The organism is Xanthomonas cannabis pv. cannabis, assembly GCF_000802365.1.
In the GTDB taxonomy this organism is placed as follows: Bacteria; Pseudomonadota; Gammaproteobacteria; order Xanthomonadales; family Xanthomonadaceae; genus Xanthomonas; species Xanthomonas cannabis.
On the sequence record NZ_JSZE01000061.1, the window covers coordinates 1 to 20,853 of the forward strand.

Sequence of the window (20,853 nt, forward strand, 5' to 3'; positions counted from 1 at the left end):
GGGGTTGGGGTGAGGGTACGGGGCGAAGCCACCCGTGTTGCATGGCTCCCCTGTAGCTTCGGCCGCTACTGGCTGCACTGGCTATCGCTGTTGTCGTTGCTCCGCAGTCGCGTCGGCGTTTGCTGCTCGATCTCGGGACCGCTTACCGAAGCCGGCCAACCGGGTAGGCACGCCGGCAGGGCGGCGCGCATGCAGGGCTTGCGGCTACGACGCGTTGAAGCTTGCCGCCAGCGTGCCGACCACCAACACCCAGCCATCCACCAGGATGAACAGCAAAATCTTGAACGGCGCGGAGATCAGCATCGGCGACAGCATCATCATGCCCATCGACATCAGCACGCTGGCCACCACCAGGTCGATGATCACGAACGGGATGAAGATGAGAAAGCCGATTTCGAAGGCGGTCTTCAGCTCGCTGGTCACGAACGAGGCCACCAGCACCGGGAACGGCACCGCGTCCGGGCCGGCGTACTTGCCGTCGCCGGCCATGCCCGCGAAGGTCATCAGATCGGTCTCGCGGATCTGCGCCAGCATGAAGGCGCGTAGCGGCTGGGTGGTCAGCGTCCAGGCGGTGGAGAAGTCGATCTGGTTGTTGAGGTACGGCTGCAGGCCGGCGCCCCACATCTTCTGCCACACCGGCATCATCACCAGTGCGGTCAGGAACATCGCCAGGCCCAGCAGCACCTGATTGGACGGGGTCTGGCCGGTGCCCAGCGCCTGGCGCAGCAGGCCCAGCACGATGGTGATGCGGGTGAAGGCGGTCAGCACCAGCAGCATCGAGGGCAGCAGGGTGATCGCCGTCATCAGCAGCAGGGTCTGCAGCGGCAGGCTGACCGGCTGGTCGCCGATGCGGCCCACGCTCACGTTGGGCAGGGTCGGCAGCTGGTTGGAACCGGGCGGCACTGCCGCCGGGGCAGCGGCAGGGGCGGCGGCCTGGGCCATCGACGGCAGCGCAGCCGGGGCGGCGGCGGCCAGCAGCGGGCAGCTCATCACCAGCAGGATCAACACCAGGCGGAGGCTGCGCCCCCAGCGATTCCAGCTACTGAACATGTCACTGATCCTTGCGCAGCTTCTGAGCGAGCAGCTGGGCGAAATTGGGGAGTTGCTTGAGAGTGGGCAGGGTGGGGGCAGGCGTGGGCGGCAGCGGTTCGGGCAAGGTATGCAGGGTGCTGATGCCGCCGGCGGTGACGCCGAGCAACAGCTGCTGGCCGTTCACCTCCACCACCACCACGCGCTCCTTGGCACCCACCGCCAGGCTGGTCACCACGCGCAGGCCCTCGCTGCTGCGAAATCCGCTGCCGGGCATGCGCTTGAGCAACCAGCCCAGGCCGACGATCAGCGCGAGCACCAACAGCAATGCAAAGACTGCGCCAAACAGGCCGGGCGAGGACGGCGCCTGCGCGCCGACCTGGGTGGCCTTTGACGCGGCAGGCGCCGCGGCGGCCAGCAGGCCGATCACCGCAGCCTCCGGATCCGTTCGCTCGGGCTGACCACATCGGTCAGGCGGATGCCGAAGCGGTCGTTGATGACCACCACCTCGCCATGCGCGATCAGGGTGCCGTTGACGTAGACGTCCAGCGGTTCGCCAGCGCCGCGCTCCAGTTCCACCACCGAGCCCTGGTTGAGCTGCAGCAGGTTACGGATCGGAATGCGCGCACGGCCCACTTCCAGCGACAGCGTCACCGGCACGTCCAGGATGACGTCCAGGTTGAGGTCGGCGGCATTGTGGTCGTGCTCGGCCTGCAGGCTGTCGAAGGTGGCGGGCGCGGCGTCGAGGATGTCGGAGTTGATCATGAGTTGGAGTCCTGGGAGGGAACGGCGCGCGGGGCTTGCACGCCCGGCGGGCGCACGGCGGTGATCTTGACGGCGTTGTTGCCGTTGGAGACGCCGAATTCGCCGGTGAACAAGGGGATGTCTTCAACGCACAGCGGCACCTGGGCGGGCAGGTCGATCGGCAGGATGTCGCCGACCTTCAGCCCGGTGAGCTGGCGCAGGCTCATGCGCTTGCTGGCCAGCACGCTGGACAGGGTCACTTCGGCGGTGTCCAGCTGCTCGCGCAGCATCACGTTCCAGGAGTCGTCGCGGTCGTTGCGGTCGCTCTGGATGCCGGCATCGAGCAGTTCGCGGATCGGCTCCAGCATCGAGTACGGCAGGGTGATGTGGATCTCGCCGCCGCCGCCTTCCAGCTCCACATGGAACCGGCACACCACCACGTACTCGCGCGGGGTGACGATATTGGCGAAGTGCGGGTTGATTTCCGAGTTGATGTACTCGAAGTCCACGTCCATCACCGGCGCCCAGGCTTCCTTGAGGTCGGCAAAGGTCTGCTTGAGCATCAACTGGATCACGCGCATCTCGGTGGCGGTGAATTCGCGGCCTTCGATGCGGGTATGGAAGCGGCCGTCGCCACCGAAGAAGTTGTCCACCACGGTGAACACCAGGGTGGGTTCGAACACGATCAGGCCGGTGCCGCGCAGCGGCTTGAAGCGGATCAGGTTGAGGTTGGTCGGCACGTACAGCGAGTGCATGTACTCGTTGAACTTGACCAGGTCGATGCCGCGCACCGACAGGTCGGCCGAACGCCGGATCAGGTTGAACAGGCCGATGCGCCACAACCGCGCAAAGCGCTCGTTGACCATCTCCAGGGTCGGCATGCGACCGCGGATGATGCGGTCCTGGCTGGACAGGTCGTATTGACGCGCCTCGCCGGGCAACGGCTCCGGCTCGGTGTTGACCGCACCGGAATCCACGCCGTGCAGCAGGGCATCGATTTCGTCCTGGGAAAGCAGGTCACTGACGCTCATCGGGCAGCCTTACTGAGTAACGAAACTGGTGAACAGCAGTTCTTCGACGCACTTCTTGCCGGTTTCGCTGGTCATGACCTTCTGCGCTTCGGCCAGCGCGGATTTCTGCAGCTTCTGCTTGCCGGCCAGGTCGGCCACGTCGGTGGCCTTGACCTGGGACAGCAGCATCAGCAAGTGCGCGCGGATGGCGGGCGCGTTTTCGGTAATGAGCTTGAGCTCTTCCGGGTCGCGGGTGACCAGCTGCACTTCGACCTGCAGGTACTGCGGGCCATCGCCCGGGTCGGCCAGGTTGACCACGATCGCCGGGTCCATCGGGAAGTACTGCGCCGGCTTGGGCACTTCGGCCACCTTGGGCGCGTCGTGCTTGCCGCCTTTCTCTTCACCCTTGTGACCCAGAAAGAACCAGGCGCCGCCGCCGGCCGCGGCCAGCACGACCACGCCAATGGCGATCAGCAGAAGAGGCTTCTTGCCGCCTTTCTTCTTTTCGTCCTTGTCTTCGCTCTTTTCGGGTTTCTTTGCGGCTGCCACGGTGTGCTCCAGGGGAATGCTCACCCGATGGATGCAATCGGCATGCCAAAACTGCGACGGTTTCCTGGCGCAGCGTGCGCGCAGACGAAAAAACCCCCGCAAGCCTTGCGCTGCAGGGGTGTGGGGCGGGCGGCAGCGGCGCCGGAGCGGCCGGTTTGCGCAGTGCGCCGGCCGATCCGGCGCGCTGACTCAGGCGTAGGCGTCCAGCAATCCACGCTGGCGTAACACCACCGACGGAATTCCGACGGTCGGGCTGTCGTCCAGGCTGAGGCCGTTGCCGTCGCGGCCACCGCCATTGCGGTTGCCGGTCTGGCCCTGCTGTTGCTGGCCTACATCGGCCTGCCCGAGCTGGAAGCCGTTCTGGCCGAGCATGTCGCGCAGCCGCGGCAGGCTCTGTTCCAGCGCCTGGCGGGTGTCGGCATTGGCCGCGGTGAAACTGGCGTTGACCTTGTCGCCGTCCAGATGCAGGCGCACCTCCACCGGGCCCATCTCGTTCGGGGTGACCTTGATATGGGCGTGGCCGATCTTCTGATCAGCCAGCCAGCTCAGGCGCGCGCCCATGGCGTCGTCGAAGCTGTCGCTGCCCAGCTCCGGAGTGGGGGTGGGCGAGGCGCTGAAGATCGGTGCCGCCTCCTGCAGGCGGTTGAGCGCCGGGGCGGTGGTGGTCGGCAGGACGAACGCCGGGGCGTCCGGCGCGGCCGCAGTCGCGCTGTCGTCGGCGACCGGTTCCAGTGCCTTGGCGGCCATGCTCATCAGCGCGGCGGTCTGCGCATCGCCGCTCACTGCCGTGGTCGAGGTGGGCTTGGCGCCGGCAAGGGCGGCCGGCGCCAGCGCGCCCAGGGCGGGCAAGGTGGTCGTGGCCGTCGCGGTGGCGGCGGGGGTGGCTGCGTCGGTGGGCAATGCGGTGGCTGCGGGCGTGGCGCTGGCTGCGCCAGCCATGCTGGCGGTCAGCGCTGCGGCTGCGGCGGCCAGGACGTCGCCGCCCGGCAGCGCCTGGGCCAGCAGGCCCATGCCGAAGCCGCCCAGGCCTTGCGGCGGCCAGCCGGCATCGGTGGTGGTGGCCGTTTCGGCGGTCGCGTCTTCGCTGGCAGTGGCAGCCTTGGCGGTCTTGCCGCTCTTGCCGGCGCCGGCGGCAGTGCTGCTATCGGTGGTTGCCGGATCCTTGGTGGCGCTGGAGGCGGCGGGCTTGGCCTGGCCGTCCTGCGCACGCGGCCGTGCGGTGGCATCGCCGGCCGCATCGTCGCGCGTGTCGTCGTCGCGCTGGGTGTCGGACTGCTTGGGCTTGGGCGCGGCCGGCTTGGGCGGCACGCGCTCGGGCGCCTGCGCGTGGCCGGGCGTATTGGTCGGATGGAGCATGCGCGCAAACTGGTCCTTGGCCGGGTCCTGCTCGGACGACGGGTCGCTGTAGCTGGACTTCTTGCCGTTACCGGCAAGCGCGCCAAGGCCGGCGGCGAAGGCGGACAGGGGGTTCATGCGGATTCTCCGTGAGTATCTTCGGCCCGCGCCAGGCGCGAGCGACGTGCGCCCAGATCGTCCATCTCGCGCTGGTCGCGGCGTTCGATCACCTTGTTCTCCTGGGCGCGGTAGCTTGCCGCCAGTTGCTCCAGCACCTGCTTCTCGCGGCTGGCCAGCAGCAGGCGGGTGCGCTCGGATTCGACCTTGGCGATGTTGCTCTGCACGGTCTGTGCCTGCTGCAGCACGGCGCTGTCGAGCCGGTCCAGAAAGGCGCGGCGGTTGCTCAGCGCTACCGCGCTGGTGCCGGCCATGTGGCTGTTGGCGTATTCCTCGGCGTAGCGGCGCAGTTCTTCCAGGCGCGACTGATGGGTCTCCAGGGTGCGCTGGCGCTCGGCCAGGTCGCGGGCGACCTTGTCTTCCTGTTCCTGGGCCCGCCGCAGCAGGGGATCGATTCGCTTGGACTGCATCATGGATTAGTTCTCTGGTTCCACCAGCTGCTGCAGTGCAGACAGGCTGTCGCTCAGCACCGACGCCTTGTGCACGTCCTGGCCGAGGAATTCGACGATCTCCGGCCAGCGTGCCAACGCTTCGTCGGTGGCCGGGTCGCTGCCGCGCTGATAGGCGCCGATGGCGATCAGGTCGCGGTTGGCGGTGTAGGCGGAGAGCAGCCGCTTGAGCTTGCGGATGCGCAGGCGCCACGGTTCGTCGGCGATGTCCTGCACCACGCGGCTGACCGACGATTCCAAGTCGATGGCCGGGTACAGGCCGCTGTCGGCCACCCGACGCGAAAGCAGGATGTGGCCGTCCAGGATGGCGCGCGCGGCGTCGGCGATCGGGTCCTGCGGGTCGTCGCCTTCGGTCAGCACGGTGTAGAACGCGGTGATCGAACCGCGCCCCTTGGCGCCGTTGCCGGCACGTTCCACCAGCGCCGGCAATTTGGCGAACACCGACGGCGGGTAGCCGCGGGTGGTCGGTGGCTCGCCGACCGACAGGCCGATTTCGCGCTGCGCCTGCGCAAAGCGGGTCAGCGAATCCATCAGCAGCAGCACATTCAAACCCTGGTCGCGGAACCATTCGGCAATGGCGGTGGCGCGGTAGGCACCATGCAGACGTGCCAACGGCGGGCGGTCGGCCGGAGCGGCCACCACCACGGCGCGGCGCAGGCCTTCTTCGCCCAGGGTGGTTTCGACGAAATCGCGCACTTCGCGGCCACGTTCGCCGATCAACCCGACCACGATCACGTCCGCCGAGGTGAAGCGGGTCATCATGCCCAGCAGCGTCGACTTACCGACGCCGGAGCCGGCGAACAGGCCCACGCGCTGGCCGCGGCCGATCGGCAGCATGGCGTTGATGGCCCGCACGCCGACGTCCAGCGAGGTGGTGATGGGTTCGCGCGCCAGCGGGTTGATCGACACGCCGGCCATGCCGACGCTGCCTTCGGCGCGGATCGGGCCCTTGCCGTCGAGCGGGGTGCCGTCGCTGTCGATGACGCGGCCGAGCAGGCCTTCGCCCACTTCCACACCGCCGCGGCGCCGCGAGGGCACCACGCGCGCGTTCGGCAGCAGGCCGTGCAGTTCGGCGCTGGGCATCAGGTAGGTGCGTTCGCCGGCAAAGCCGACCACTTCGGCATCGACCCAGCCGCCATCGACCTCGACCTTGCAGGTCGCGCCCATCGGCGCTTCGCAACCGGTGGCTTCCAGGGTCAGGCCAACCGCGCGGCGCAGGATACCTTCGCGGATCAGGGTACGGCCGGCGGTGGGCTCCAGGCCGAGCGCGCCCAGGCGGGTGGCCAGGCGCAGATTGCGTGCATCCAGCCAATCGGCCGGCGTGGCGCCGAACAGGGCGCTCACAGGCCTGCCCCGGATTTGCGCATGACTGTCTCCAGCGCGGCCCGCAGGCGCGCATCCAGGGTGCCATCGACGCGCACGCTTTCGGCATGCACACGCAGGTCGCCGCGGCTCAGGCTCATGTCCGGGGCCACGCGGGTGGTGCTGCTGGGCGCCAGATGCGGCAGCAGCGCGGTGATGTCGTCCGGGTGCAGGCGCACCTCGACCTCGCGGCCGGCACCGCCCACCGCATCGACCGCCTCACCGACCAGGTCGGCCAGCAACTGCGGTTCCACCTGGTAGGCGCGCCCGACCAACTGGCCGGCGATGCGCACGGCCAGCTCGCCGAGCGCGCCGACCACTTCGTTTTCCAGCCGCGCCAGCGGGCGGGTGAAGTTGTCCAGGATGCCGTCGATCTGCGCGGTCAGGCGGCGCACCTCGGACTGGCCCTGGGCAAAGCCTTCGGCATGGCCACGCGCAAAGCCTTCCTGCTGGGCGGCGTCCTCGATGGCCTGGATCTCTTCCAGGGTCGGCGGGCGCAGCACCGGCTCGAGCATGGCCGGTTCGTCGTACTCCGGCTCGGGCAGGGCCGGGGCCATGTGCAGGTCGGGGGCCAGCCAGCGGGTGACCACGTCGTTCATACCATGGCCTCCGCACCGGCACCGCCGAGGCTGATGGCGCCTTCGTCAGCCAGGCGGCGGACGATGGTGAGGATTTCCTTCTGCGCCGCTTCCACGTCGGCCAGGCGCACCGGGCCGCGCGCTTCCATGTCCTCGATCAGGATCTCGGCGGCGCGCTGGGACATGTTGCGGGTGATCTTCTCGCGCACCTTGGTGTCGGCGCCGCGCAGGGCCAGGCCCAGCCGCTCGCCGGAGACTTCGCGCAGCAGCGTCTGCAGGCCGCGGTCGTCCAGGTCCACCAGGTTGTCGAATACGAACATCAGGTCCTGGATCTTGCCGGCCAGGTCGGCATCGATCTTGCCGATCTCGCCCAGCACGCCCTGGTCGGCGCCGGTGTCCAGGAAGTTGAGGATGTTGGCCGCCACCTTGATGCCGCCCACGTTGGACGACTTGAGGTTCTGGTTGCCGGCAAACTGGCGCTCCATGATGTCGTTGAGCTCGCTCAGCGCGTTGGGCGGAATGCCGTCCAGGGTGGCGATGCGCAGCAGCACGTCGGCGCGGGTGCGCTCGGGCAGCAGCTTCAGCGCTTCGGCGGCCTGGTCGCTGTCCAGATGCGCCATCACGATCGCGATGATCTGCGGGTGTTCATTGCGCACCAGGTCGGCGACCGCGCGCGGGTCCATCCACTTCAGGGTGTCCAGGCCGGTGGTGTTGCGGCCCAGCAGGATGCGGTCGATCAGGCCGCCGGCCTTGTCGGCACCCAGCGCCTGGATCAGCACGTTGCGGATGTAGTCGTCGGCGCCCACGCCCAGCGAGGTCTTGCCCGCCAGTTCGCCGTTGAAGTCGTCCATCACCTTCTCGACCTGATCGCGCGAGATGCCGGTCATGGTGGCCATGGCGATGCCGATCTTCTGCACCTCCTTGGGGTCCATGTGCTTGAGCACCTCGGCCGCATCGCTCTCACCCAGCGACAGCAACAGCACCGCGGCGCGCTGTACTCCAGTCATCGGTTGTGTATCAGGCTTCACTGGCGACCCATCCCTTCACGACTTGTGCGACACGTTTTGAATCGGCTTTGACTGCCTCGCGAGCCACGCGCATGCGCTCTTCGTAGGCGTCCGGCAGAGCGATCGGGGTCTTCTTGTCCTGACCGATCTGCGCGGTGTCTTCTTCCAGGCGGGGCATCAGGTCGTCGTCTTCGTCGACCATCCGCAGGTCAGCACTCTGTGGAGTGCCATCCTTGCCATCCTTGCCTTGCTTGTCCTTGACCGCGGTCACGCCGGTGAGCTGACGCAGGGTGGGGCGCACCACACCGAACAGCAGCGCCAGCACCACCACCGCACCGACCAGCAGGCGCAGACCGTTCTGCACGCGCGGGTCTTCCCACCACTTCGGGCCTTCCTCGCCCGCCACCGCTTCGCGCACGAACGGGGCATTCATGACCGACACCGTGTCGCCACGTGCCGCATCGAAGCCCACCGCCTGCTTGACCAGGCCCTCGATGCGGGTGAGCTCGGCGGCGGTGAGCGGCTGCTCGACCATCTTGCCCTTGGCACCGGGGCGCGGGACGTTGTCCAGCAGCACCGCCACCGACACCCGCTTGATGCGGCCGGCCGGCTGGCGGGTGTGTTGCAAGGTTCGGTCCAATTCGTAGTTGCGGGTGGCGCTCTTGGAACTTTCGGTCGGCGCGGCGGGTGCGGCGGCCTGGCCGTTGGCCGCCGCTGGGGTCCCGGGGGCGCCTGCGACGGCCGGTGCCGGCGGCTGGCCCGGGCTGTTGCTGGTGGCGCCCGGAGGGCCCTGCGGGCCGGTGGCGCTGGTGCTGGTGTCGCTGACCTGCTCGCTGCGCAGCTTGGCCGGCTCGCCGTTGTAGAGCTCGCGGGCTTCTTCCACCACCGAGAAGTCCATGTCCACGCTGACTTCCGGGTTGACCCGGCCCGGGCCGGTCATCGGCTCGAGCAGTTCGCGGATGCGCTGGTTGTAGGAGCTTTCCTGGCGGCGCACCTGTTCGAACTGGGCGGCGTGCTGGGCAGCGTCACTGTTGGGGTCGGCGATGGAGAGCATGCGCCCGCTCTGGTCGACCACGGTGACGCGCTCGGGGGTCATGTCCGGGATGCTGGAGGCCACCAGATTGACGATGGCATCGACCTGGTTGCGCTCCAGGCCCTGGCCGCCGCGCAGTTCCAGCACCACCGAGGCGCTGGCCACATCGCGCTGGCGGGTGAAGGCGCTGGGCTTGGGAATGGCCAGGTGTACACGCGCCTCGCGCACCGGGCGCAGGGTGCCGATGGTGCGCGAGAGTTCGGTTTCCAGCGCATGCTGGTAACGGGCGTTTTCCACGAACTGGCTGACGCCGAAGCCCGGGTCCTTTTCCATCAGCTCGAAGCCGCCGCCGGTTTCCTTGCCGGTCAGGCCGGAGCCGGCCAGCTTCAGGCGCGCGTCGTACAGGCGGTCCTGCGGCACCGAGATCGCGCCGGTGCCCTGGTCGATCTTGAACGGGATCTGCGCGGTGCGCAGCAGGTCGGCGGCTTCCGCGTTGCCCTTCTCATCCAGGCCGGTGTACAGCGCCTGGTAGCCGGGCTTCTGCGACCAGAAGAACACCGCCAGACCGGCCGCGACCGCCAGGGCGATCATCGCCATCATGGTCAGCTTGCGGGTGATCTGCAGGCTACGGACACGGTCGAACCATTGCCCCGCCTTCTCGGCGTTCTGGTTCATGTTTTCTTTGCTGATCGCGAGAGCCATGTGTCGTCAACCTTTACAGCGGCATGTTCATGACGTCCTGGTAAGCCTGGACGAGACGGTTGCGGACTTCCACGGTGGCGCGGAAGGCCACCTGGGACTGCTGGGAGGCGACCATGACCCGTGCCAGATCGGCACTGGGGTCGCCCATTTCGAATGCTTTGGACAGCGCGCCGGCCTTCTGCTGCGCCTCGTTGACGCCGCCGATGGCGCCGCGCAGGGTCTCGCTGAAGCTCGGTGCCTGGGTGGCCGGTGTTCCCTGTGCGCCGGCCAGCCCCTGGATCTGATTGCCACGCGCCGCATCGCCCACCGCGCCCATGGGGCCTTGGCCCATCTGCGTCTGATAGCTGCGGATCTGCGAAAGAATCGAGGTAACGGAGTCGCTCATGGGTGCGGTCAGCCAGGGAGGCATCCACACCAATGCAAGCGGCGTGCCGAAATCGCGCCGGGATTCCGGCGCGGGCATGTTCCTGCCGCGGCTGCGGCGCAGCGTGATTGCCCCCATCCGCCCTTCGGGCACCTTCCCCCGCAAGCGGGAGAAGGGAGCCGCCGGATGGTCAGTTGCACGGCAACCAACAGATCACACCCAGCCCGGCTTTCCTTCTCCCGCCAGCGGGAGAAGGTGGCGCGCAGCGCCGGATGAGGGCAGCACTATCAATGGCGACGCGGCTCAAACGGGGCGATGCGCGGCGCTGGAGTGTAACCACACGCCCCCCATCCGCCCTTCGGGCACCTTCCCCGCAAGCGGAAGAAGGGACCGGTAGGCGATCAGTTGCAGTGCAACCAACAGATCACACCCAGCCAGCTTTCCTTCTCCCGTCAGCGGGAGAAGGTGGCGCGCAGCGCCGGATAGGGCAGCACCATCAATGGCAACGCGGCTCAGACGGGGCGATGCGCGGCGCTGGAGTGTAAACACACGCCCCCATCCGCCCTTCGGGCACCTTCCCCCGCAAGCGGGAGAAGGGACCGGTAGACGACCAGTCGCAGTGCAACCAACAGATCACACCCAGCCCGGCTTTCCTTCTCCCGCTTGCGGGAGAAGGTGGCGCGCAGCGCCGGATGAGGGCGACTGCAAACGGGAAAACACCCAAGCAGCGCTCTGGCGCTAGTCCGGCAACCAGGCGGCTCGCCAGGTGTCCAGATTGCTGCCGCTCAGCATCCAGTCGCGCCGCACCACCTCGCGCAAGGCCGCGCCCTTGGCGCGTGCTGCGTCCAGGTCGGCCAAGTGCTCGCGGATGGCGCTAACCCAGTCGCGGTAGCGGTTCTTCACCAGCGTCACCGGCAGGCTGCCCTGGTAGCAGCGCACGTCGCTGGCGATCACCGGATAGCCGCAGGCGCCGTACTCGAGCAGGCGCAGGTTGCTCTTGCACGCGTTGAACAGGTTCTGCTCCACCGGTGCCAGCGCCAGATCCAGGTCCAGCGCCGCCAATGCGGCCGGGTAGTGATCGATCGGCACACCTGGCTGGAACTGGTGGATATGCTGGCGCAGCGCGAACGGGTACATCCCCATGAACACCCATTCCACCTCGCCGGCGAGCTCTTTCACGACGTCGGCAATCAGCTCCAGATCGCCGGTGTGGCTGGCGCCGCCAGCCCAGCCGACGCGCGGCTTGCCGCCGTGGCGCACCGGCCGCTCCGGCAGCGCCTCCCACCAATGGGGCGGCAGGCGGTTTTCCGCCACGCGAATATCACTGTGCAACCCCGCAAACGCCTCGGCCAGGGCAGGGGTGGAGACCACGAAGCGGTCCACCATGCCGAGCCCGCGCCGCACCGTTTTCAGGATGTCCTTGGGCATCTGCGCGCGGTGCGCGTTCTTCAGCGGCAGATTGGGCAGGTAATCGTCCAGCTCGTAGACCTTGAAGGCGCGCGACAGCGCCTTCATTCGCCGCATCGCTTCCAGCCGAGCCTCGCCGACCTGGCGCTGCAGGATCACCACGTCAGGATCCTGACGCGCCAATTCGGCGATCTCCAGGTAGCCATTGAACAGCACACTCTCGGCCAGCCCTGCCTCACGCAGGGCGCGCAGCGGCTGGATCACCCGGTAATGCCCGCAGCCTTCGATATCGGCCGGCAGCGCCAATACGCGCGGCAACGGCCGCCACGATTGCAACGGCCGCCAGCTGGCGCGCGGGTCGGCCAGCGCGAAGCCCGCGCCCGGGTCCAGCGAAAACCCGGGGTTGTAGGCCGGGTCGTTGGCCATCAGCGGCAGCCAACGCGCGTACATCGCCTCTTCCTCGAGGGCGGTGGCGGGTAGTGCGTCGGGTGGGTCGATCAACAGCTGCGCGCGCGCGGCGTAGACATTGAGATAACCGGCCTGTTGCAGGCGCAGACACAGGTCGACGTCGCTCCATTGCGCCAATGCCGGTTCCTGCGCAAAGCCGCCGGCGTCCAGAAACAGCTGGCGCGGCAGCATCAGGCATTCGCCACTGAGTGCGCTGTAGTTCTGGTCCAGTTGCAGGCGCTGCAGATAGCCCGATTCGTCGAATGCCGCACCTTCGAACGCGCGCGCCACCGGTGCCCCCAGGCCCAGCAGCAGCCCGGCGTGATGCACTGTGCCATCGCTTCGCAGCAGCTTGCCGGCGACTGCGCCAACCTCTGGCCGCAGCGCATGGTTGAGCAACTGATCGAGCCAATCGGCTTTCATCACCGCGGCGCCGGCAGACAGCCATAGCAGCACGTCCCCACGCGCGTGTTCGGCGGCCGCATTGCAGACCACCTCGCGCGCTGGTTCGCCAGCAAAGCGCAGCACGCGGATCTGCTGCATGCCCAGCGCCTCGATGCCGGCAAGCCAGTCGCGCAGCTCCGGTTGGCTGCTGGCACGGTCCAGCAGCAACACCTCGTAATGCGGGTAGCTGGTATTGGCAAGAATGCTTTCCAGGCAACGCTGCGCCTGTGGCAGGCGGCCGTCGATCAGCACCAGAATGCTCACCAAGGGCTGCTGCGCGTGCCGGTAGTCCACTGCATGCCGGCCGGGACCGGCGCTGTGCACCACGGCGTCCACGTAACCGCGTTCGGCAAGATGACGCGCAATCGCCTGGCGTTCGTCTTCGTCGTCGTGCTGCGGCCTGGCCGATGCCATCAACAGCGGTTCGGCGAGATGACGGATGCAGGCCAACCCGTAACGCTCGATCAGGCCGAGCTGGTACTCCAGTTCGAATGCCGCGCTGGGCCCGGTGGGGAAGCCGCCATCGGCCAACAGCGTGCCGTGCCGGAACAACCAATGCCGCGACATCGTCGACGGCGCGCTCAGCAGCACATCCAGATACAGCGCCGGCCGCAGCGCCAGCCCAAGCTGGCCGTGATCCAGAGCCACGACCTCGTCAGCGTAGATCGCCTGGCACTCGTCGGGCAAGGCAAGCATTTCCAGGGCCAGCATCAGCAGGCCGCTGGCCGTGAACAGGCTGCCGGCATCGACCAGCAGCACCCAATCGATCCCGTCCTGCGCAGCGATGACCCGATTGAGCGCTGCCGGCAAGCCGTGCTCGTCGATCAGCACGCCGCGCTCGCCATGCTCGGCAACTTGCTGCGGTGCGCTGCTGATAACCCAGGTGTGATGCTGCCGATAGCAGGCCACCGCATCCAGACTGGCCCGCGTTGCCGCGACCGCTGCGGCATCGCCTTGGCGGTCGATCAGCAATACCGCGATGCGCGGCCCGCCGGCATGCGCCTGCAGGCGGGCATCGATCAACCCGCGCTGCACATCGCTGGGATGGCGCACGCCCAGCCACGTCGCAGGCGACACCCGCTCGGCCATCCCGGCGCTTTGCATCAATGCATTGACCAGATCCACCGACTTGAACACCCGCGCCTTGTGCGGGCTGAGCGGTGCGACCCGCACCTGCCGGTTGTCGCCAGTCTTGCGTCGCCACCCGAGCTGACGGATGCCCTGACGCAGATCCTCGTGCCCCTGGTCGCCGACCCCTACCTGATCGCGGCCGGCCTGGCTGAACTGTGCGCTGGAGACGCGGAAGTGCGTGAGCGGGCTGGCCAGAAACGCCAGGTTGCCGTGGCGCAGCAGCTTGACGTAGATCGCCAGATCGCCGACCCAATCGATGGCCTTACCGTTCAACATCATCAGTTCGCTACCCAGCGCCACCAGGTCGGCGCGCCGTGCAAGCACGCAACTCGGCTCGCCGATGAAGTTGATGGCGTGGTCGGACAGGAACGACACCAGCTCCGGCCCGTCGATCAGCACGTCGTCGTCGAACGGAAAGCTGGTGGCCAGGATGTCCGGCAACGGCGCGCCATCCTCATCGATGCGCAACCGCCGCGACGATGCCATCGCCGTGCCCGGATTGCGCTCGATCGCCTGCACCAGTTGCGCGATGCAGTCCGGTTCCAGCACATCGTCATCGTGCAGGAACTTGACGTACTCGCCCTGAGCCAGGCCGATCCCCTTGACCGTGCTGCCGAGTTCGCCGAGCCGGGGGGTGTTGCGGTGGTAGCGGATCGAAAATGGAGCGCCAGCCAGCCTCGACGCCAGCACGGCCTCGATGGCACCCTCAGCGTTGTCGTCGCAGATCACCAGCTCTAACGCCGGATAGGTCTGCGCCAGCACGCTGTCCACCGCCTGCGCGAAATAGCGCGGCTTGTAGGTCGGCATGACGATGCTAACCAGGGCGTTGGACGTCAGCGGCGATCGATCGTCTTGAACAGTCAAAGGTGCATCCACGGCGCGGCAACGGGGGAAGGGCAGAGCACCTCATCGTGCACTTGTGGAAGGTGCACCTAGGTGGCGCTCAGCCTAGCTGAATATGCAACAAGCGTGCCATAGGCATGGAGGGTAGCTACCGACTCGGCGACGGTCGCAGTCCTCATGGCTGCGTCAGTTTTTGCAGCTTTGCGGCATCCCTGCGATACACCACCTCGATCCAATCAGTGCGCAAGCTCTTAGGGTTCTTCGACAGCTTGGCGATATCCCACAGCAAGAAGCCGGCAGCCTGCATCAGGTTGACTACATCAACGAAGCTGGTGGTCTTGCCATACAAGTCATACAGGCCGATCTCGATCACCGCGCAGTCGGTGTGTTGCAGTATCGCAGTTGCGCCCTCCAGTACCTGACGTTCGAACCCCTGCACATCGATCTTGAGGATATGCACGTGGGCAATCCCCAGCGTCACGCACGCGTTGTCGAGGGTGGTCTTGTTGACCAAAATTTCCTCGTTCGACGCTTCCCGCGCATACCCAAGCGAGTCGGTGGAATCCGCATTGATCGGCAGCAACCCGCCCAGATGCGAAATGCTCTGCCGGTAGTAGTGCCCGATTTCGTCGTTCTCGCCCAGTGCAACGCACATGGTGCTGGCGCCGAACTGCGCAGCCACTTTTTCAAGCTCGGCAAAATTCTGCGGGTCCGGTTCGAACGAGTACAGCTGGCAATTCGGATAGATGGATTTGAAATATTGGATCGATTCCCCGCGATGCGCGCCTACGTCTACTACCACCGGAGCGTCGGTCGTCAGTAACTGATCGAAGAAGCGGCGAGGCGAATACGCTTGAGCATGCTCTTGGTTTCGGAGATCGGAAGTGCCGCAGATGGGTGAATGCATGCCGGGCTGTGTGTGGGGTGTTGTATCCTGGGTCATGGCGCATTCTGCTCGCTGAGCTGCATCATGCGCAGCGCCGCTTCCACCCGCACGACGTCAGCCGGGGTATCCACCGCGATCGATTGGTTGCTCATCTGCACCATACGCACCTCGAGGCCCAATTCCAGAAAACGCAGGATCTCGATGTCTTCGATCTCTTCCAGCGTGGTCTTGGACGTCACCGAAGTGAACGCCTGCAATGCCCGCTTCGGAAATGCATACGCGCAGACCTGCCGCCATGCGCGCCGGAATTCCCCTTGCTTGGTGATCGGAATCGCCGCGCGCGACATGTACAGCAGGCGCCCGTCCGGACGCACGACCACCTTGGGGACGCTCGGATTACGGAATTCGTCGATGTTAGCGACCGGGCAGTAGCCGTTGATCACATCATTCGGCGCCGCTACCGCAGCGTCGATCAGCAGACGCACGTCCCGCGGATTGAATAGCGGATCGTCACCTTGCACATTGATATAGGTGTCCACATCGAGCTGCTGCGCGACCTCGGCAACACGATCGGTGCCGGTCAGGCAGTCGCTGGAGGTCATCAAGGTGCGGATGCCGGCCTGCTCGCAGGTACGTTGAATCACGTCGCAATCGGTGGCGACGAGAATGCGCTCGGCTGGCGCCGCCTTGGCGCATTGCTGATAGGTGCGCACGATCATGGGCACGCCGCCCAACTCGATCAGCGGTTTTCCGGGCAGGCGCGAAGAATCGCGCCGCGCGGGAATGATGATGGCGTAAGTCATGGAAGCCTCCTGGCAACCGATATATTGGCCGTTCGGAGCGGTCAGCCCGCTCGTCCTTGCCAGAAGTCGGTCGAATTGAGCGCCAGCCGGCTGACTGCTTCCGCAGCCTCCAGCGCCGCCTCGGGATCTGTGAACAGGCGGTTCCAGCTGTCCATCGAGAAGGAATAGCTGGTGTCGCGCACCACGTTGAACAAGGGCACAAACTTCAGCGAACTCCAACTCATATGCGGTTCCAGGGCAAGCAGCCGCGACTGCGCAAAGCGATAACCGTCGGCCAAGGTGTCTGTAGGGAATCCGAGACGGCGTGCATAGTCCCGCCACAACGAAGACTCGAAGGTGTACTGGCTGAGCTCCTGGAAATGTCGTTCCGGTGCGAGTTCGAGTGTCGGCGACAATTCATCGTCCGCATAACTGGCTGGCCGCGGGTCTTCCAGGGTCGACCATAACGCCACCATGTCATCGGTCCTGCCCAACATGGCTTTTTCCGAAAAGTGGAACGGCATGTGCTGCCAGGAAGCCGCCAACGACACAGCGATCTTCCCCTGGTTGCGTTTGGCGCGAAAGTACGTATCGATGACCTTGTGGACCGAGCCGGTAAGCACGTTATCGCTGCGGCAGCGCACGGCAACCGGTATTCCCTGCTCGGCCAGGTGCTCGGCCCCCAACCGCGCCGACCTGAGTACGGCGTTGCGGTAATGCAGGCCAAGGTTCTCCGGCTGCGGCACCAGGATCAGTTTGTCCAACCAGGGACGGCAGCGATCAAGGAGCTCCTCGGACTGATGGGCCCATGTCACCATGCACTGATAGACATCAGGAAAATGCAGCCGATTCCAGGCCAGCACCAGTGGTGTGAAGTCGAACACAAGACCCTGGACGAAAATTCCCGCCTTCGGCGAGGTCAGCCGACGCGAGATGCGCAGGTCCGGCAACAGGCTGGCAAGCTCCTGCAGCTCCTGCAGCGTCACGATGCTGCTCTGGTCGTAATCGACTGCGCGCACCGTGCGGAAGCGGCCATGCGCCGCTGCGATCTGATTCATCACCTCCGGGTAGTGATTAGAGAAGATGACAATCAGCACATCGTCGGTGGATTCATCATTTAACGCCGAGGGCGGCCTAACCTGGATGCCATGGACCGTCGCGCCCTGATTCTCCTGCCGCGGACAGATGGTGTACGCCAGGTTCAACCGTTTGGCGATGGCCGGATAGAAATCGCGGAAGAACTGTCCGGCTCCCCAACCGACAAGCTTGGTACACGCCGGATCCAGCCCAGGGTATTTGATACTGGCTCGCTCGAGAGAGCCGGTTGCTAACGCCATTGGGCTTGGTTCCTGTTCAAGGCTGCATGCCGTATGTGCTGTAGGTGCATGGACAATTCGGTATGGCGACTTCATACAAAAGTACGGCTGTTCTCGACGTTCAATTCCGCCTCGCAGCCATTACGCATGACAAGAGAAGCTGCGTTGTGTATTGGAACAGGGCAGATTGCTTGAAGCGGATGGCCTAATAAAAGTAGAGGCAGGTATCCCATCGATCCTCGGTATGGTGGCGCAGGCCGATACGATAATCGTCGCGGATGTTTTCAATTGCGCCGACCAGATCAAGCAAGTCCGAGGAGCGGTGGTACGCGGAAATCGCCAACGTTGGACGCCCCATTGCGATGTGCGCACTGGCACCACGCAACGCCCCCAGCTCCGCTCCTTCAATGTCCATCTTTATCAGTGTTGGTGTGCGATCAAGCAGGTCGTCCAGGCGGCGTACCGGCACGTTGTGGCAGTGTGCCTGCCCAGACGGCACCGGCACCAGTTGGCCGCCATGCCCACCTTCATGCAGGAACGGCAGTTCGCCATCTGCTTCTCCCAAAGCGCACGTAATCAACTCGATTTGACAATTATTGCCGGACAGGGAAGAACGCGTCTGGATGAATTCACGGAGTGTGCTGCCATTGATTTGGTCGGGTTCGATCATCCAGATTTTTTCAAATCGGTCATCCACGCTATCCAGGAAGGCGCGGCTTGATTCGGCGATCGACGCACCGCAGTCGGCAAAGCATTCCTTCAAACCAGGTACGAACAGACCTGATCGAAAATACAGACTCGAATATGGCTTGGCTGCGTGAAGGACCCATTCCGGGTTACAGCTCAAATGCGCAAGCAGTACACTGAACAGCGTGAAGCGAGAGTATGGATCGCCGAGGCGCGTAGCCAGGGCATCGAAGCGCGGCAAGTTGCGGACGATGTAATTGCCCCAGTCGTCTACCCGGTGGTCGCTGCATGCGGTAATGCCTAGCCAACGGATGGCCTGCTCGTAGTTGAGTAAAGGAATGCTGTTGGCAAGTGTGAGGTGTTTGAAGTAGCGACGCGAGTAATCGAAGCGACACGTGTTCACACATACAATCTGTCGGGTGCGTGCCCACTGGACCAGGGTCGCGGACGTAATGAAAGGGATGCCGTGGAATGTCTGGTCGCTATCGACCTTGTAGTCGTCCACGACGCCGACGATGTCGACGCGCGATGCGGCTTCTCGTACGAATACGCTCCCGAACAGCTTACTGCCGAGCAAGACCACCTGCACCCTCTTTCCTTTCTCCTCCAACGCCCGGCGCGCCTCTTTCGGCACGCAAAAGTTTGGTTCGCGCGCATACGAGTCCGCGTAGGCGGCAAGGCATTCACGCAGGATGCGGTCGTCCCCGTCGGGGTTTATGCTCATCCGTTGGTACTCATCCAGCGTCATGACATGTTCTCAGGAAAAGCAAATTTTGTTGGGCTGCTTGAATGATTAGGTCAATCACAAAATGCGTGCTCCCTGGGGCATCAGCGCATCGTAGAAGGAACGGTCCGGGAGGGTGATGGGCACCACGCCGGGCAGCAGCCACTCGCAATGACGGCCGATTTTCGTGCCGGCGCCTGCGATGCTGCCGCTGCCCAGGGTACTGCCTTGCCCGATGTCCACAGCTCGCCCAATCGAGACGCCTGCATGTACCGTTGTGCAGGCACCCAGGCGGGCATCGGACTCGATCACGACTTGGCGGTCGAGCCAACAACCGACGCCAATGCGCGTGCCAGGAGCGACGTTGCACCCGGCTCCGATGTAGACATTGCCTGCCAAACGCACATCGTCTTCGACGATGGCCGTTGGCGAAATCAGGTTCGCCAATCGATAGCCGGCAAGCCGCAGCTGCGCGACCAGTTTGTGGCGCGCGTAGTTCACCGCCCGTGCGTCCAGCGCGACAAAAACTTCGCTGTCTGCCGCCGGGAAGCGCGCGAAGATGTCGTCTAGCTCGAAGTTGTGACGGTCAGCCGATTCCAGTTCGATCACGGTGTACACCAATCCGCATGCGTTTGCCACGCGTACCGCCTGCGTTAGCGCATCGTCCTGGCCTAGCAGGATGAGTGAGGTCAATGCGCTTCCTCCAGCACCGCGTCGCGGTACCAACGATGCTGGCGCACCAGTTGAATCTCATAATCGCCGTGCGTGATGTGGCCGGAGTGCGGTCCGAAACCGGCCTGCATGCATTCCAACAAGACAGTATCCTCCGCGATGACGGTACGCTCGCCCCGGATCAGATCGCTCAACAGGGCCGTGAAGTCGGTATGCTCGTGCTTGCGCTGCGCAGTCATCACCCACAGGTGGTAGTCGGTTTCCGATGGCGAAACCGGATCGTACTGCTGAAGCAGGAAATAGTCGCCACGCACACTGCAGAAGTTGACGTTAGGGTAGACGAACCAGTTGTAGTACGCCTCATCCTCACCGTAACGGTCGCATAGCGAACGAAACCAGCTATTTTGCGCTGTGATGTGCGCCTTGACCGGGAAGCTGAGCTCGCTCAATGCGGGAACGGCCTTGGACTGCAGTAGTTGTTTCACCGGCGAAGCAGCGTCGGGCCCCGACTCTTGGGTTCGTACCGCCTTGTCCGTACTCGTCATCAACGGGCCGAAGGTCTTGGGGTGAACGAAAGGGACGTGGTTATAGTCCTTGACGTTTTCCATGTTCAGCTTCCAGTTGTAGCGCACCCGATGGCAGCTATAGATGATCTGCGAGTCCAGATGCGAGGACGCCGAGCGCAGCTGCTCCAGGTAATCGGGTGAAAACTGTTCGGTCAGCGGCAACGGTTGTTCGGAGAGATTGACGAACAAAAGCTGGCCGACCTGCTCTACGTGCAGTTTGCGCAGACAAATGGCTTCCTTCTCTTCGGCGGTGAATCGGTATAGGCCTGGGTTGGGCAGACCACGCAACTCGCCCTCCGGTCCGAATGACCAGGCGTGATACGGGCACACCAACGGTCGCTTGCCGTGGCTGTCGATCTGGATTGCCGATTGGCGATGCGGGCACTGATTGATGAAGGCGCGAATACCGGCATCGGTGCGCTGCACCAGTATCGGCACACCGGCGACCTGGCGTGCGAAGAATTGATTTCGCTCGGCCACCAACGACGAAAAGCCGACAAATGCCCACAAGCGGCCGAACAGCCGTGTTTGCTCCAGCTCGAAGGTCTGTGAGCTGGTGTAGTGTTTAATATCGAGTGCGTGTCGGGTCATGTCCTGGCTCCTGAAGTG

At 65.1% G+C, this 20,853-nt stretch carries 19 protein-coding genes; all 19 read right to left on the reverse strand.

The window, feature by feature from the left end:
- Positions 1-204: 204 nt before the first annotated feature.
- The 19 genes from fliP to OZ10_RS11860 all read right to left on the reverse strand — a co-directional run bounded on the left by fliP (position 205) and on the right by OZ10_RS11860 (position 20,835).
- Complete coding sequence (gene fliP / locus OZ10_RS11770) at positions 205-1,050, reverse strand: flagellar type III secretion system pore protein FliP (RefSeq protein ID WP_039565001.1); 846 nt, start codon at positions 1,048-1,050, stop codon at positions 205-207.
- 1 nt (position 1,051) lies between these two features.
- Entirely contained in the window at positions 1,052-1,459 is a 408-nt protein-coding gene (fliO, locus tag OZ10_RS11775) for a flagellar biosynthetic protein FliO (protein WP_039565003.1), read from the reverse strand.
- Positions 1,456-1,794 (reverse strand): flagellar motor switch protein FliN, encoded by a 339-nt coding sequence (fliN, locus tag OZ10_RS11780; protein WP_039565006.1) that lies wholly within the window; start codon positions 1,792-1,794, stop codon positions 1,456-1,458. Before fliN ends, fliO begins: the two co-directional genes overlap by 4 nt.
- Complete coding sequence (gene fliM / locus OZ10_RS11785) at positions 1,791-2,804, reverse strand: flagellar motor switch protein FliM (RefSeq protein WP_039565009.1); 1,014 nt, start codon at positions 2,802-2,804, stop codon at positions 1,791-1,793. The genes fliN and fliM overlap by 4 nt, the downstream gene beginning before the upstream one ends.
- A 9-nt stretch (positions 2,805-2,813) precedes the next feature.
- The gene (locus OZ10_RS11790; RefSeq protein WP_179455335.1) at positions 2,814-3,356 is read right to left on the reverse strand and encodes a flagellar basal body-associated FliL family protein; all 543 of its coding nucleotides are present in this window, start codon (positions 3,354-3,356) and stop codon (positions 2,814-2,816) included.
- 165 nt (positions 3,357-3,521) lie between these two features.
- Complete coding sequence (locus OZ10_RS11795; RefSeq protein WP_039565011.1) at positions 3,522-4,805, reverse strand: flagellar hook-length control protein FliK; 1,284 nt, start codon at positions 4,803-4,805, stop codon at positions 3,522-3,524.
- Positions 4,802-5,257, reverse strand: coding sequence for a flagellar export protein FliJ (gene fliJ / locus OZ10_RS11800; RefSeq protein ID WP_039407767.1), 456 nt, complete (start codon positions 5,255-5,257; stop codon positions 4,802-4,804). Before fliJ ends, OZ10_RS11795 begins: the two co-directional genes overlap by 4 nt.
- Before the next feature lie 3 nt (positions 5,258-5,260).
- Positions 5,261-6,637, reverse strand: coding sequence for a FliI/YscN family ATPase (locus OZ10_RS11805; protein ID WP_039407763.1), 1,377 nt, complete (start codon positions 6,635-6,637; stop codon positions 5,261-5,263).
- Positions 6,634-7,254 carry a FliH/SctL family protein gene (locus OZ10_RS11810; RefSeq protein WP_039407761.1) on the reverse strand — a complete coding sequence of 207 codons (621 nt, stop codon included), beginning with the start codon at positions 7,252-7,254 and terminating at the stop codon, positions 6,634-6,636. The genes OZ10_RS11805 and OZ10_RS11810 overlap by 4 nt, the downstream gene beginning before the upstream one ends.
- Positions 7,251-8,240 (reverse strand): flagellar motor switch protein FliG, encoded by a 990-nt coding sequence (fliG, locus tag OZ10_RS11815; protein WP_039407758.1) that lies wholly within the window; start codon positions 8,238-8,240, stop codon positions 7,251-7,253. The genes OZ10_RS11810 and fliG overlap by 4 nt, the downstream gene beginning before the upstream one ends.
- Positions 8,241-8,250: 10 nt before the next feature.
- Positions 8,251-9,975 (reverse strand): flagellar basal-body MS-ring/collar protein FliF, encoded by a 1,725-nt coding sequence (gene fliF, locus OZ10_RS11820; RefSeq protein ID WP_039565014.1) that lies wholly within the window; start codon positions 9,973-9,975, stop codon positions 8,251-8,253.
- 13 nt (positions 9,976-9,988) lie between these two features.
- Positions 9,989-10,360, reverse strand: a complete 372-nt coding sequence (fliE, locus tag OZ10_RS11825) for a flagellar hook-basal body complex protein FliE (protein WP_010373676.1) — start codon at positions 10,358-10,360, stop codon at positions 9,989-9,991.
- 717 nt (positions 10,361-11,077) lie between these two features.
- A complete protein-coding gene (locus OZ10_RS11830) occupies positions 11,078-14,575 on the reverse strand; it encodes a glycosyltransferase (protein ID WP_039565017.1) in 3,498 nt (1,165 codons plus the stop codon).
- A gap of 211 nt (positions 14,576-14,786) precedes the next feature.
- Positions 14,787-15,554, reverse strand: a complete 768-nt coding sequence (locus tag OZ10_RS11835) for an FkbM family methyltransferase (protein WP_039565020.1) — start codon at positions 15,552-15,554, stop codon at positions 14,787-14,789.
- A complete protein-coding gene (locus OZ10_RS11840; RefSeq protein ID WP_039565021.1) occupies positions 15,551-16,300 on the reverse strand; it encodes a 3-deoxy-manno-octulosonate cytidylyltransferase in 750 nt (249 codons plus the stop codon). Before OZ10_RS11840 ends, OZ10_RS11835 begins: the two co-directional genes overlap by 4 nt.
- A gap of 41 nt (positions 16,301-16,341) precedes the next feature.
- Complete coding sequence (locus tag OZ10_RS11845) at positions 16,342-17,616, reverse strand: hypothetical protein (RefSeq protein ID WP_039565022.1); 1,275 nt, start codon at positions 17,614-17,616, stop codon at positions 16,342-16,344.
- Between the two features lie 184 nt (positions 17,617-17,800).
- Entirely contained in the window at positions 17,801-19,030 is a 1,230-nt protein-coding gene (locus OZ10_RS11850) for an FkbM family methyltransferase (protein ID WP_039565025.1), read from the reverse strand.
- Between the two features lie 54 nt (positions 19,031-19,084).
- Positions 19,085-19,699, reverse strand: a complete 615-nt coding sequence (locus tag OZ10_RS11855) for an LbetaH domain-containing protein (protein ID WP_039565026.1) — start codon at positions 19,697-19,699, stop codon at positions 19,085-19,087.
- The gene (locus OZ10_RS11860) at positions 19,696-20,835 is read right to left on the reverse strand and encodes an aromatic ring-hydroxylating oxygenase subunit alpha (RefSeq protein WP_039565030.1); all 1,140 of its coding nucleotides are present in this window, start codon (positions 20,833-20,835) and stop codon (positions 19,696-19,698) included. Before OZ10_RS11860 ends, OZ10_RS11855 begins: the two co-directional genes overlap by 4 nt.
- Between the last annotated feature and the right edge of the window lie 18 nt (positions 20,836-20,853).

Coding starts and splice junctions, on each gene's coding strand:
- OZ10_RS11835 (WP_039565020.1), bottom strand. CDS start 15,554: ATGACCCAGGATACAACACCCCACACACAGCCCGGCATGCATTCACCC.
- fliF (WP_039565014.1), bottom strand. CDS start 9,975: ATGGCTCTCGCGATCAGCAAAGAAAACATGAACCAGAACGCCGAGAAG.
- OZ10_RS11850 (WP_039565025.1), bottom strand. CDS start 19,030: ATGACGCTGGATGAGTACCAACGGATGAGCATAAACCCCGACGGGGAC.
- OZ10_RS11840 (WP_039565021.1), bottom strand. CDS start 16,300: ATGACTTACGCCATCATCATTCCCGCGCGGCGCGATTCTTCGCGCCTG.
- OZ10_RS11830 (WP_039565017.1), bottom strand. CDS start 14,575: ATGCCGACCTACAAGCCGCGCTATTTCGCGCAGGCGGTGGACAGCGTG.
- OZ10_RS11810 (WP_039407761.1), bottom strand. CDS start 7,254: ATGAACGACGTGGTCACCCGCTGGCTGGCCCCCGACCTGCACATGGCC.
- fliG (WP_039407758.1), bottom strand. CDS start 8,240: ATGACTGGAGTACAGCGCGCCGCGGTGCTGTTGCTGTCGCTGGGTGAG.
- fliJ (WP_039407767.1), bottom strand. CDS start 5,257: ATGATGCAGTCCAAGCGAATCGATCCCCTGCTGCGGCGGGCCCAGGAA.
- fliE (WP_010373676.1), bottom strand. CDS start 10,360: ATGAGCGACTCCGTTACCTCGATTCTTTCGCAGATCCGCAGCTATCAG.
- OZ10_RS11860 (WP_039565030.1), bottom strand. CDS start 20,835: ATGACCCGACACGCACTCGATATTAAACACTACACCAGCTCACAGACC.
- fliN (WP_039565006.1), bottom strand. CDS start 1,794: ATGATCAACTCCGACATCCTCGACGCCGCGCCCGCCACCTTCGACAGC.
- fliM (WP_039565009.1), bottom strand. CDS start 2,804: ATGAGCGTCAGTGACCTGCTTTCCCAGGACGAAATCGATGCCCTGCTG.
- OZ10_RS11795 (WP_039565011.1), bottom strand. CDS start 4,805: ATGAACCCCCTGTCCGCCTTCGCCGCCGGCCTTGGCGCGCTTGCCGGT.
- fliP (WP_039565001.1), bottom strand. CDS start 1,050: ATGTTCAGTAGCTGGAATCGCTGGGGGCGCAGCCTCCGCCTGGTGTTG.
- OZ10_RS11845 (WP_039565022.1), bottom strand. CDS start 17,616: ATGGCGTTAGCAACCGGCTCTCTCGAGCGAGCCAGTATCAAATACCCT.